The organism is Serratia sarumanii (assembly GCF_029962605.1).
GTDB lineage: Bacteria > Pseudomonadota > Gammaproteobacteria > Enterobacterales > Enterobacteriaceae > Serratia > Serratia sarumanii.
Genome location: NZ_CP124750.1, coordinates 2,808,789 through 2,820,284 on the forward strand (window position 1 = coordinate 2,808,789; position 11,496 = coordinate 2,820,284).

13 protein-coding genes are annotated in these 11,496 nt (G+C 56.9%); 7 read left to right on the top strand and 6 right to left on the bottom strand.

Annotation, left to right across the window (positions count from 1 at the left end):
• Positions 1–39: 39 nt before the first annotated feature.
• Positions 40–318 carry a hypothetical protein gene (locus tag SSARUM_RS13315; protein ID WP_043147572.1) on the top strand — a complete coding sequence of 93 codons (279 nt, stop codon included), beginning with the start codon at positions 40–42 and terminating at the stop codon, positions 316–318.
• Positions 319–1,121: 803 nt separating this feature from the next.
• Positions 1,122–1,298 carry a GhoT/OrtT family toxin gene (locus SSARUM_RS13320; RefSeq protein ID WP_033634815.1) on the top strand — a complete coding sequence of 59 codons (177 nt, stop codon included), beginning with the start codon at positions 1,122–1,124 and terminating at the stop codon, positions 1,296–1,298.
• 267 nt (positions 1,299–1,565) lie between these two features.
• Here SSARUM_RS13320 and SSARUM_RS13325 read toward each other — a convergent pair whose 3' ends face one another.
• A complete protein-coding gene (locus tag SSARUM_RS13325; protein ID WP_033647615.1) occupies positions 1,566–1,859 on the bottom strand; it encodes a hypothetical protein in 294 nt (97 codons plus the stop codon).
• A 225-nt stretch (positions 1,860–2,084) separates the two neighbouring features.
• Here SSARUM_RS13325 and SSARUM_RS13330 point away from each other — a divergent pair, with 225 nt between their 5' ends.
• Positions 2,085–2,567, top strand: coding sequence for a hypothetical protein (locus SSARUM_RS13330; protein WP_033654383.1), 483 nt, complete (start codon positions 2,085–2,087; stop codon positions 2,565–2,567).
• Between the two features lie 11 nt (positions 2,568–2,578).
• On the opposite strand, the gene SSARUM_RS13335 is transcribed toward SSARUM_RS13330, so the two are convergent.
• Positions 2,579–2,731, bottom strand: coding sequence for a hypothetical protein (locus SSARUM_RS13335; RefSeq protein WP_223479875.1), 153 nt, complete (start codon positions 2,729–2,731; stop codon positions 2,579–2,581).
• Between the two features lie 141 nt (positions 2,732–2,872).
• On the opposite strand from SSARUM_RS13335, the gene SSARUM_RS13340 reads away from it, so the two are divergent.
• Positions 2,873–3,433 (top strand): 3'-5' exonuclease, encoded by a 561-nt coding sequence (locus SSARUM_RS13340; RefSeq protein WP_033634819.1) that lies wholly within the window; start codon positions 2,873–2,875, stop codon positions 3,431–3,433.
• A 77-nt stretch (positions 3,434–3,510) separates the two neighbouring features.
• Positions 3,511–4,704 (top strand): multidrug effflux MFS transporter, encoded by a 1,194-nt coding sequence (locus tag SSARUM_RS13345; protein WP_033647617.1) that lies wholly within the window; start codon positions 3,511–3,513, stop codon positions 4,702–4,704.
• Positions 4,705–4,712: 8 nt separating this feature from the next.
• Here SSARUM_RS13345 and dadX read toward each other — a convergent pair whose 3' ends face one another.
• Together dadX and SSARUM_RS13355 are read right to left on the bottom strand one after the other, a co-directional pair.
• A complete protein-coding gene (dadX, locus tag SSARUM_RS13350) occupies positions 4,713–5,786 on the bottom strand; it encodes a catabolic alanine racemase DadX (RefSeq protein WP_039565782.1) in 1,074 nt (357 codons plus the stop codon).
• A gap of 76 nt (positions 5,787–5,862) precedes the next feature.
• Positions 5,863–7,167 carry a D-amino acid dehydrogenase gene (locus SSARUM_RS13355; protein ID WP_033647620.1) on the bottom strand — a complete coding sequence of 435 codons (1,305 nt, stop codon included), beginning with the start codon at positions 7,165–7,167 and terminating at the stop codon, positions 5,863–5,865.
• 541 nt (positions 7,168–7,708) lie between these two features.
• Here SSARUM_RS13355 and SSARUM_RS13360 point away from each other — a divergent pair.
• A complete protein-coding gene (locus SSARUM_RS13360) occupies positions 7,709–8,026 on the top strand; it encodes an antibiotic biosynthesis monooxygenase family protein (RefSeq protein ID WP_033647621.1) in 318 nt (105 codons plus the stop codon).
• Positions 8,027–8,070: 44 nt separating this feature from the next.
• Here SSARUM_RS13360 and zinT read toward each other — a convergent pair whose 3' ends face one another.
• Positions 8,071–8,721, bottom strand: coding sequence for a metal-binding protein ZinT (zinT, locus tag SSARUM_RS13365; RefSeq protein ID WP_043147573.1), 651 nt, complete (start codon positions 8,719–8,721; stop codon positions 8,071–8,073).
• A 297-nt stretch (positions 8,722–9,018) separates the two neighbouring features.
• On the opposite strand from zinT, the gene SSARUM_RS13370 reads away from it, so the two are divergent.
• Positions 9,019–10,554 (top strand): SpoVR family protein, encoded by a 1,536-nt coding sequence (locus tag SSARUM_RS13370; RefSeq protein ID WP_004932268.1) that lies wholly within the window; start codon positions 9,019–9,021, stop codon positions 10,552–10,554.
• Positions 10,555–10,611: 57 nt separating this feature from the next.
• Here the strand turns inward: SSARUM_RS13370 and fadR are convergent, their stop codons facing one another.
• Positions 10,612–11,331 (bottom strand): fatty acid metabolism transcriptional regulator FadR, encoded by a 720-nt coding sequence (fadR, locus tag SSARUM_RS13375; RefSeq protein ID WP_033634827.1) that lies wholly within the window; start codon positions 11,329–11,331, stop codon positions 10,612–10,614.
• Between the last annotated feature and the right edge of the window lie 165 nt (positions 11,332–11,496).

Consider the following 11,496-nt stretch of genomic DNA (forward strand, 5'->3'; position numbering starts at 1 on the left):
GCAGGCATCTACGCCATTATTGCCGCCGCCGTCGTGTCGATGATGCTGTTGATTATTAATATCGATAGCGATATCAGCGAAGGGATAGCCTGCCGCAGAATGTCATCTTTTAGTCCGAAAACCCTTTCTGCCCTTGCTGTATTTCGCGCCGGCCGCCTCATCAATCAAACCCGCCACCTCATCGGCATGGAAACCAGCGAGGTCAACGCATTTCCACCGTATGAATCGCCGAATATCCCCTGCGCGGAGCCGTCCCAGAATCAGCGTACCAGCACGATAATGGGTTGCGTGCTCATTGCCGACTCCTTCATCTCATAGACTGCGCCGTAGACAGATGAATGGCTCCCCCTAAGGGAGGCGCGTGGCTGCCTTCGACGCCACGCAGTCCCCATTTTCTATAGTCAGCCTCAGGCGTTCAGCAATGGCGACGACGAGTTAGCGTTCCCGGTTTTCCGGCGTCGCCACGGCCTTATCGAAGCGGCTTACGCCGCAAGGGTGGAGAAAAAAACGATTAAAACTAGGATTTTTACCCATGTCGATCTAAAATTTCGCGCAAAAACAAAGAGAAGTAAATTTAGCCCAACGGGAAAAGGAATGAAGTTGTGAAGGAAATGATCTCCATCGTTTTTATGGCATGCCTGCTGGCGCTGCTGTTTTCGTGGCTGTTCGTCTACGGTCTTAACATTCATTAAACCCGCAACGTCCACAATCCCCTCCCTGGCCGGCTGGCGGCGCATCGTGACAGATGTGCTAAAACCGGCACCTGAAGGGTTCATGTACCGCCAAACCCACGCCAACTCACCTTAGCCGTCCGTCCGCCAATACATCATTAATTTTTATGAGTCATAACCCCCATCGCGTTCCCCCCTTCACCGGCTCTTTTACTGCTTAGGGGAGTCACCTCCAGAAAAAGGGTTTGCCTGACGCGAAATGTTACCGGTAACTATGCTGTTGATTTCTTTTGGTTATAAACGTAAAGCAGTTAATACCCCTACGTTCTTTATAGAAATAAATTATGCATTCTTATGGATAAAGGTTTGAATAAACGGCCTTTGGTCATTGATTATCACCCGCCAAGCTCCTAGAATTCGCGCGTAAAAATACAACTGGGATCGGGTTTCATGTCGTCGCTGTGGGTTGCAACGCAATACTGTTATTTTATCGGCCTGTTAGTTTCTATGATTTTCACCTACCTGGTTAGCCGGGACACCGTCAAAATTCGCTGTATCAGCGCACTGACCATCGGGTTAACCTGGCCGTTAAGCCTGCCGGTGGTGTTGCTGTTTTCGCTGTTCTGACGCCCCCAATACCTCGCGTGGGTTTTTAAACAGGCATGCTAATGAAAAGAGGCCGACCACCGGCGCAGTGGATTTTTGGCGCGGAATAAAAAAACGCCAGCGCAAGGCTGGCATGAAAACTGGAAGCAATGTGAGCAATGTCGTGCCGGATCGGGGGGCACAGAAGGAGACAACCCTTTTCCCCTCACCGGCGATTCAAATGATAATACGTCTCATTATTGAATGTAAAGTCATTTCCCTGCGTAACTCTTCCCCCCTGGAAAAATATCAGCCGCGCGGCGCACGCCAGCGTTGATACAGCCGCCCTGCGCCCCACACCAGCAGCCAGAGAAAAATATTCAACCCCAACCATAACATCAGCAAGTAGAAGAACGTCTGATAACCGGGTATGCCCCGATCGGCTGAAAACGGGTTAAAGTGGAAAAATTTAACGATCGCAAACGGGTTAAGATTGAAACGGTCAAACACGGCCGCCGTCAACAACGGCGGCAACAACGTATAAAACGCCAGGCTGAACAGCAGCAGGATTTTTGTGCCCGAGGTGTTTTTATAATCTTTCATATCAATGTATTACGTCTTCCATTGTGGTGCGAACACCGCCAGGCGTTCACACGCCAATCGACCCCGCAAGCGCAAAAGAGTTCCAGGCAAACGCGGAAATAAAGCCGATCCGGCGTTTAATTGTCATTTAGCGCTCGGGTGATATATACCCTGTGGATTTTAAATTACGATGTCGCCGCGCCGCCTTCAACCGCAGCGTTCGCATGGCATCATCAGGAGGCATTAATGAAACCGGACGCACTCTCTCTGCCGCCGAACCCGAAAAAGCTCAAGGTCATCTACGGCTGGTATATTTACGTGATCTATAGCCTGCTGGTTTTCAACATTTACATGGCGGTCTACAACGTCTGCGTTCGGCATCCGATCGAGGCCCCGCTGCTGTCGCTGTTTCACAGCCTGTTCCTCGCGCTGATGCTGCAGCAGGTGCTCAAGAAGAACGTCGTTTTCGCCTGGGTCTTGCTCAGCTATTTTATTCTGATGCGCCTGTATTACGCCAATGTGCTGCATGTTGAGTTCACGCTGGTGAGCCGTGGCCTGGTGCTGCTGATTCTGACGCTGCTGCTTACCGGCGCCGTGGCCGTCGGGCAACTGGCCACGCCGCCGCAGCGGCATGACTGGCTGGCGCGGCTGGGCTGGCGGCAATGGGGAGCGCTCACGGCGCTGGCGGCCATCCTGACGCCGCTGATTACCACCGACTATCTGGGATAAACAGGGGGCTATTAGGGGATGTGCGGTTCGGAAATGTCTACGATACGGCAGATTTTAGTGTAGTTACCCGCCTTCTCACAGATCTTGTCCGTGACGAACATGCCAAGGTAGCCCAGCAGCAGCAAGTAGCCGACCATGCACAGAATAAAGATAAGCGTTCTCACCGATAGCGACCAACCTGACAAGAGTATCCCGAATATCATAACCTGAACGCGGCGCTTTAAAAGGATTTCATGCGCACACAGCCCTCATCGGCGCACGTTCTGTAGTAACATTAAGCCACCACGCAACCGCCGGATACGCCGATGCACCATCTGATGTTAGACATTGAAACCCTGGATATAAAACCCAGCGCCGTCATTCTGGTGGTGGCGGCGGTGTTTTTCGATCCCCGAACCGGGGAGCTGGGCGCCGAATTCGAAGCCGCCGTCAGCAGCCAGAAAGACCAGCCGGGCCGTACCATTAGCCTGGATACGGTCGCCTGGTGGGCGAAACAGTCCGATGAGGCCCGCAAACAGGCCTTCAGCGGCACCGAGAGCCTGAAACGCGTGCTGAGCAGCCTCAGCCGCTTTATCCATATGAACAGCACCGACACGGTGAAAGTCTGGGGCAACGGCAAAGAGTTCGACTGCGCGATCCTCGAACACGCCTTCCAGCAATTAGAAATGCCCTGCCCGTGGAAATTCTGGGATACCCAGGACGTGCGCACGGTGATCACGCTGGCGGAACTGCACGGCTTTAACCCGAAAAAAGCCCGCCCGTTCGAAGGTATGCCGCATCGCGCGCTGGATGATGCTCGCCACCAGGCCCGTTATGTGGCCGATACCGTCTCGGCGCTCTATTACCGCCAAGGGGCGCAGCGCTGACCCGCTTTGCCCCTTTTCATTTGCCGCCAGAGTCTCTACTCTAGCCCTCTTTGTCACTTGGACATGCCTTTCCTGTTATGCAAAAGTTTCTGTTTATGCTTCTCAGCCTGGTGCTGCTCGGCCCATTAGGCATCGATCTTTACCTGCCGACCATTCCCGCCATTGCCGTCGGCCTGGGCAGCAGCGAAGCGCTGATCCAATCCACCATTTCACTGTTTATTCTGGTGCTTGGCCTCGGCCAGGTCATCGCCGGGCCGCTGGTGGATAACTATGGCCGCAAGCCGGTGGCGCTGGCCGGCATTATCCTCTACATGATCGGCGCCGCGATGGCGGCGCTGGCCACCAGCCCGACGATTTTCATCGCTTCGCGTCTGCTGCAAGGGGTGGCGGTTTGCTGCACCGCCGTCGTCGCCTTCAGCGGCGTGCGCGATCGCCTGAATGGCGACGATGCCGCCCGCGCTTTCGGCTTTCTCAACGGCACGCTGAACATCATCCCTGCGCTGGCGCCGCTGCTCGGCGGCCTGCTCGCCGAAGCCTTCGGCTGGCGCGCCCCCTTCTGGTTCCTGGTCGGCTACGCGCTGCTGGTGTTGGTGCTGATCGCGCTGCGCCTGCCGGAAACTCGCCCTGCCGACACCGTGCCGGTCAAAGGGTTGCCGGTGCGCCAATACGCGCGCATCCTCAGCGATCGCCGTTTCCTCTCCTTTGCGGTGGTGAACTCCGGGGCGATGGGCATGGCGCTGACCTACGTTTCTCTGGCGCCGAACGTGCTGATGGGCACCGCCGGCCTGACCCCGCTGCAATTCTCGCTGGTGTTCGGCGCCAACGGTTTCTGGATCATGCTGGTCAGCTTCTTCGCCAACCGCATCATCCACAAGGTCGGCCGCCCGGTTTGTCTGGCGACCGGCGGCATGTTGATGGGGCTGGGCTGCCTGGGCCTGCTGCTGGGCGTCATGCTACTGCCCGCGACGGCGCAAGCGCACTGGCTGGCGTATATGTTGCCGGTCGCCAGCGCCTGCGCCGGGTTGGCATTCGTGATGGGCCCGGCCACCAGCTACGCGCTGGAGCCGTATTCCAATGAGGCCGGCGTCGCGTCCGCGCTGGTCGGTTTCGTGCAGATGGCGGGCGGTGCCGCGCTGGGTCTGGTGGCGATGGCGTTGCCGCTGCAACCGAAGCTGTCGCTGGCGCTGGTGATGCTGGCGGGCTGCCTGCTGGCGCTGCACGCGCGGCGGCTCAGCAAGCAGATTAAAGGGCAGATCAGAAAAGTCGCCTGAGCCGCGGCTCAGGCTTCAATGGCGACCGGCACCCGTGCCGCTAACGCCGACAGCAGCTCATAGCCCAACGTTCCTGCCGCCGTGGCCACCTCGTCCACCGGCAGGCGTTTCCCCCACAGCTCCACTTCGGCGCCCAGCTCGACTTGCGGACAGGGCGTCAGATCCACCGCCAACATATCCATCGATACCGTTCCCAGGGTACGTGTCAGCACGCCGTCAACCCATACCGGCGTGCCGGTCGGCGCATGACGCGGATAGCCGTCGGCGTAACCGCAGGCCACCACGCCAATACGCTGCGCGCCGGCGGCGCTGTAACGGCCGCCGTAACCCACGCGATCGCCAGACTTCAGCTGCTGAATGCCGATGATCTCGCTGCTCAGCGTCATCGCCGGCTGCAACCCCGTCGCCGCAACGTCATTCCAGCACCCGCTCGGCGAAGCGCCATACAGAATGATCCCAGGGCGTACCCAACTGCCGTGGGTAGAAGAATGCCACAGCGTGGCGGCCGAGTTGGCCAGGCAGCGCGGCAGCGGGATATCGGCAGCGGCCGCCTCGATGGTAGCCATCTGCTGGGTCACGCCTTCCGGGCCGTCGGCGGTAGCGAAATGGCTCATCAGCGTAAGCTCGCCGATGTTGGCAACCACCTGCGCCCTGCGCCACACCTCGTGCAGCCGCTCGGGTGCGAACCCCAGCCGATTCATGCCGCTGTTCACTTTCAGATAGACATTGAGCGGTGCGCTCAGCGTGGCATCGGCGATCGCCGCCAGCTGCCAGTCGCTGTGCACCGCCGTCGTCAGGCGATAACGATCGAGCAACGCCAAATCCTGCGGCTGGAAGAAACCTTCCAGCAGAAGAATCGGCCCTTGCCAACCCGACTCACGCAGCAGCACCGCTTCGGCCAGATCCAGCATGGCGAAGCCGTCGGTTTGCGCCATGCTACGCCAAACGTGTTTGATGCCGTGGCCATAGGCGTTGGCCTTGACCACCGCCCAGACTTTGGCGCCGGGGGCGAAACGGCGCACCACCTGCAGGTTATTTTCAATTGCGCCAAGATGCATCGTGGCGGTTATCGGACGGGGCATCGCTTCTCCTTGGGGCAGCGTACAGCGGCCACGCGCGCCTGCGCGTGGCCGGGAAAGTCTATGACAGCGTCGACGATTAACGCGCGGGATGCACGTCGTTCAGCGGAACCGCGTGTTGCTGGCGAAACCCGGCGCTGTAACGCGCCACCGCCAGATCATCGGAAGGGATCGCCGGCGTAATGCCGGACATCAGATCGGACAACAACTGCCCGGAACCGCAGGCCATCGTCCAGCCCAACGTGCCATGCCCGGTATTGAGATACAGGTTCTTCAGCGAAGTGCGGCCGACAATGGGCGTACCGTCCGGCGTCATCGGCCGCAGGCCGGTCCAGAACGTCGCGTCTTCCACTCTGCCGCCGTTCGGGTAGAGATCGCGCACCACCATCTCCAGCGTTTCGCGCCGTTTTTGCTCCAACTGCGTATTGAAACCGACGATCTCCGCCATGCCGCCGACGCGGATGCGCTGATCGAAACGGGTGATGGCGATTTTGTACGTCTCGTCCAACACCGTGGAGAACGGCGCCGCCGCTTCATCGGTGATCGGAATGGTCAGCGAATAGCCCTTCAGCGGATAAACCGGGATAGAAACCAGGCCGCGCAGCAGCGCCGTGGAATACGAACCGAACGCCACCACGTAGCTGTCGGCTTTAAACACGTCCTCGCCGCACTGCACGCCGGCGATCTTGTCGCCCTCAACCAGCAGGCGGTCAACGCTGCGGTTGAACAGGAAGGTTACGCCCGCCTGCTGCGCCATTTTCGCCAGCTGCTGCGTAAACAACTGGCAATCGCCGGTTTCGTCGTTCGGCAGTTGCAGGCCGCCGGTCAGCTTGTGCGCCACCTGCGCCAGCGCCGGCTCGACGCTGCCGAGTTGGCCGGCTTCCAGCAATCTGTAAGGCACACCGGCATCTTCCAATACCGCAATGTCTTTCGCTGCGTTTTCGAACTGTTGTTGGGTGCGGAACAGCTGCAGCGTGCCGCCCTGGCGACCTTCGTACTGGATGCCAGTCTCCTGACGCAGCGCCTTGATACAATCGCGGCTGTATTCCGCCAGGCGCACCATGCGGCCTTTGTTAGTCATGTAGTGTTCGGTGTTGCAGTTTTTCAGCATCTGCCACATCCAGCTCAGCTGGAAGCTGCTGCCGTCGAGGCGGATCGCCAACGGCGCATGGCGCTGGAACATCCACTTGATGGCCTTCAGCGGCACGCCCGGAGCCGCCCAGGGAGCAGCATAGCCCGGTGAAATCTGCCCGGCGTTCGCCGCGCTGGTTTCCAGTGCCGGGCCAGGCTGACGATCGATCACCGTCACCTCATGCCCTGCCTTCGCCAAATACCAGGCACTGGCTACGCCCACCACTCCACTACCTAAAATTACCACTCGCATCGCTGACTCCAGCCCAAGGCATCACAAAGCATAATCTTCTGCTCACAGGAAATTAACTCAGTGAAAAAATCCGTCCAACAACTTCGTCATCAAACGTGACAATATTCACAATTAATTTATCGTCGATGAGCCGAGCATTTGCAATAGCCGCTCGTAAATAGCGATAAGATGCGGTTTAGAAGGGATTATAGCGTCAGACCGTCGCTGAATCGATAGCAACGCTATCAATGACAGCAGTCAAAAAAGGCGTAATAAGCAACATAGATTTAACAGAATATAAAAACACCAGCCAACATATAAACAGAATAAAAAGCCGATAAAATAAAAAATACCAACATAACAGACAAAATGAATCCCCTCTCCCCGCAGCAGAAAAAACGCGTAAAATTTCGGCAAAAAATTAACCTTGTTTTCACTACTGGATTAAAACAGCCGAGCCCTTAGCCCCGCCCGTTTAGGTTGAACGCGGCAGCACGATATGAACGTTGAAGCCAGAAGCAGATCCTAAAGTTCACATTGTCGCTTTTCTGGAGAACCCCTTATGTTCATCGCCATCTACCGGTTCTCAGTCAAAACCGGACACGAACACGCCTTTCGCCTGGCCTGGCTTGAGTTGACCCAAGGGATCTATCTGCAGCGCGGCAGCCTCGGCTCGCGCCTGCATCGAGATATGAGCGGGAAGTTTATCGGCTATGCGCAGTGGCCAAGCCGAGCCGCATGGGAAAGCGCCGGTGATATTCAGCTGGATGAGCGCTATCGTCACGCCCGGGAACGAATGCGCGCGACGTTATTGGCGGATGAAACGTTATTTGAAATGGCAGTGACGGACGATTACCTGCAAATCAGGCCGTTTGCCTGAGCACAAGCCCACGCAAGCGGGCTTGTGGTTGCAGGTGAGTGGCATCAATGATGCAGCATCTCGTCCACGACTTCTTTGGTCTGCAGTTGGAATGGGTAATAAGTCGGCCAGTTGTCCATCTCTTTCAGCAACGCTTCCTGCGACGTGTTGCCCATAAAGATATGGAAATGCGCCGATTTACGCGGGCCGATAATATGATCGCTGAACTGCACGAATTTCGGCGCCAGGCTGCCGGCATCCTGGCATTCGAACAGATAACGCACGCCCTTTTTACCGGAAACATACGTCAGGATCTTATGCCCGGCGTACTTATACTGACAGGCGCTGGATTGGTCGCCGCGATGAAACTCCATGACGCCGTTCTCAATGCCGATGGTATCCACATCGGTGGCGTACCCTTTGCGGTAATATGCCTTCACTTCTTCGAAGGTCTTGCTCTTATCCTGCTCCGCCTTCTTCTTGAACACCGGATCGAGATCCCCATTGAGCAGATAAGGATACACGGATTGCCAGACGCCCTCCCAATCCGCCAGATTGCGATCTTTGACGTCCTTATCGTCGAACACGCCCGACTCCGCTTTTTTTTCCACTTCCGTCAGCGGCTTGCCATGTGAATGATGCCCGTGGGCAAACGCCTGCCCGCTGATAAACAACGTGGCCAGCGCCACCGCCAGTTTGCCAAAATGCCTCGCCAAAATGCGCTCCTTGTCCGTCATTGAGAAAATGAAAAGTTACAATATAACATAACAAATTTCAATCCCTGTCGCGCAGCAGGCAGTGTGTTGCGCGCCCTTGCCGCAGGGCTATACTCGGAGAGGGAGCCAAGTGCTGAGGCGCTTTCTGCCGGGACGGGCGCCGGATTGACCGCCGCTCGCTCCCTTGCGTACCGGCATTTTTATTTCACTGATTTGCAATGGTTAATTATGACTTGAACTATGCTTGATACAGGGTCTGCCGTTTGAGCAAGACCCGTGAATAATGAGGGTGCGCTGATGACTACTTCAACACATGAAAAGGTCAAGGATGACAAACGTCTGAGCGATGGACCGGACTGGACGTTCGAACTGCTGCAGGTGTATTTGGAGCAGATTGACCGCGTCGCCAAGCATTACCGGCTCGACACCTATCCCCATCAGATCGAGGTGATCACCTCCGAGCAGATGATGGACGCCTATTCGAGCGTCGGCATGCCGATCAACTATACCCATTGGTCCTTCGGCAAGAAATTCATCGAAACCGAACAGCGCTACAAACAGGGCCAGCAAGGGCTGGCGTATGAAATCGTCATCAACTCCAATCCCTGCATCGCCTACCTGATGGAGGAGAACACCATCACCATGCAGGCGCTGGTGATGGCGCACGCCTGCTATGGCCACAACTCGTTCTTCAAGAATAACTATCTGTTCCGCAGTTGGACCGACGCCAGCTCCATCGTCGATTATCTGCTGTTCGCCCGCCACTACATCAGCCAGTGCGAAGAACGCTACGGCGTCGATGAAGTGGAGCGGCTGCTGGACTCCTGCCACGCGCTGATGAACTACGGGGTCGACAGATACAAACGCCCGCAGAAAATCTCACTGGTGGAAGAGAAAGCACGCCAGAAAAGCCGCGAAGAGTATCTGCAAAGCCAGGTGAACACGCTGTGGAAGACCCTGCCACGCGTCGAACGTGAAGAGTCGCCGGAGCAGGCGCGCCGCTATCCGAGCGAGCCGCAGGAAAACATCCTCTATTTTATCGAGAAAAATGCGCCGCTGCTGGAACCCTGGCAGCGTGAGGTGCTGCGCATCGTGCGCAAAGTCAGCCAGTATTTTTATCCGCAAAAACAGACTCAGGTGATGAACGAGGGCTGGGCCACTTTCTGGCACTACACCATCCTCAACCATTTGTACGACGAGGGCCGTGTGACCGAGCGGTTTATGCTGGAGTTTTTGCACAGCCACACCAACGTGGTGTATCAGCCGCCGTACAACAGCCCGTACTATAACGGCATCAACCCTTATGCGCTGGGCTTCGCCATGTTCCAGGACATCAAGCGAATCTGCCAGTCGCCAACCGAAGAAGACCGCTACTGGTTCCCGGACATCGCCGGCAAAGACTGGCTGGACACCTTGCACTTCGCCATGCGCGACTTCAAGGACGAGAGCTTTATCAGCCAGTTCCTGTCGCCCAAAGTGATGCGCGATTTCCGGTTGTTCACCGTGCTGGACGACGATCGCAACAACTATCTGGAAATTGCCGCGATCCACAACGAGGCCGGTTACCGGGCGATCCGCCAGGAGCTGTCGGCGCAATACAACCTGAGCAATCACGAGCCGAACATTCAGATCTGGAACGTGGATCTGCGCGGCGACCGCTCGCTGACGCTGCGCTACATCCCACAGGAACGCGCACCGCTGGATAAGAGCCGCCGCGACGTGTTGAAGCACCTGCATCGCCTGTGGGGCTTCGACGTGATCCTCGAACAGCAAAACGAAGACGGCAGCGTGGAGTTGCTCGATCGCTGCCCGCCGCGGCCGACGCCGCTGTAACCGCCACAACGACGAAGGGCGCCGCATGGCGCCCTTCGTTATTTCATCGACACGCGATTAGCGACGCGCTTCGGTCAGATCGCTCGGCATGGTGCCCTGCATGCTCTGCCAAATCGCCCCGCTGTCTTTACCGTAGTTGCGCACGGTATCCATCACCTGGTCGTACAGCTTCTCATGGCACAGCGTGGACAGCTTGCTGTAGAAGGCCAGCGCCAGCTTGCGCGCTTCCGGGTTGGAGAAGTAGTAACGGCCCACGCGGGTATACAGCCCTTTCAGGCCGTTGAAAATCAGGCCGTAGATCGGGTTGCCGGAAGCGAACGCCAAACCGCGGAAGATCTCGTAATCGAGCAGATTGAAAGCGTCCGCCTGATCTTCCACCTCGGCGGCTTTCGCCAGCACTTCCTGCGCCTGCTCAGGATGATTGCGCACCGCGGCGCGAATAAAGATCGACGCGATATTGGTGCGCACGGACAGCAGGTTATCGATCAGCTGCGGGACGCTTTTGTGATCGAGACGGGCTACGGTCTCAAGGATATTGAGGCCGGACGTTTCCCAGAAATTGTTCACTTTGGTCGGTTTGCCATGCTGAATGGTCAACCAGCCATCGCGGGCCAGACGTTGCAACACTTCACGTAACGTGGTGCGCGTGACGCCAATCAACTCCGAAAGCTCACGCTCCGCGGGCAAAATAGAGCCAGGGGGGAAGCGATTATTCCAAATACTCTCAATAATGTACTCTTCCGCGAAACCGGCAGGACTCTGCGCCTTTATGACCATGTGTTTGACGTTCCGTTGCGACGATAAAATCAGTAAAAGTAATCAGCTCATCATACCAGATCGCGCTGACATGACATAGCGTGAGCGAAAAACAATAAACGAAAGTGTGCATAACGTGGCAAAAAACGAGCAAAAACACCGGCCGGCAGAAATTTGCCGCCGTAA

What these genes read in the sequence shown, in the direction of transcription:
- SSARUM_RS13315 (WP_043147572.1), top strand. Translation starts at nt 40, where the DNA reads ATGATGCTGTTGATTATTAATATCGATAGCGATATCAGCGAAGGGATA.
- SSARUM_RS13320 (WP_033634815.1), top strand. Translation starts at nt 1,122, where the DNA reads ATGTCGTCGCTGTGGGTTGCAACGCAATACTGTTATTTTATCGGCCTG.
- SSARUM_RS13325 (WP_033647615.1), bottom strand. Translation starts at nt 1,859, where the DNA reads ATGAAAGATTATAAAAACACCTCGGGCACAAAAATCCTGCTGCTGTTC.
- SSARUM_RS13330 (WP_033654383.1), top strand. Translation starts at nt 2,085, where the DNA reads ATGAAACCGGACGCACTCTCTCTGCCGCCGAACCCGAAAAAGCTCAAG.
- SSARUM_RS13340 (WP_033634819.1), top strand. Translation starts at nt 2,873, where the DNA reads ATGCACCATCTGATGTTAGACATTGAAACCCTGGATATAAAACCCAGC.
- SSARUM_RS13345 (WP_033647617.1), top strand. Translation starts at nt 3,511, where the DNA reads ATGCAAAAGTTTCTGTTTATGCTTCTCAGCCTGGTGCTGCTCGGCCCA.
- dadX (WP_039565782.1), bottom strand. Translation starts at nt 5,786, where the DNA reads ATGCCCCGTCCGATAACCGCCACGATGCATCTTGGCGCAATTGAAAAT.
- SSARUM_RS13355 (WP_033647620.1), bottom strand. Translation starts at nt 7,167, where the DNA reads ATGCGAGTGGTAATTTTAGGTAGTGGAGTGGTGGGCGTAGCCAGTGCC.
- SSARUM_RS13360 (WP_033647621.1), top strand. Translation starts at nt 7,709, where the DNA reads ATGTTCATCGCCATCTACCGGTTCTCAGTCAAAACCGGACACGAACAC.
- SSARUM_RS13370 (WP_004932268.1), top strand. Translation starts at nt 9,019, where the DNA reads ATGACTACTTCAACACATGAAAAGGTCAAGGATGACAAACGTCTGAGC.
- fadR (WP_033634827.1), bottom strand. Translation starts at nt 11,331, where the DNA reads ATGGTCATAAAGGCGCAGAGTCCTGCCGGTTTCGCGGAAGAGTACATT.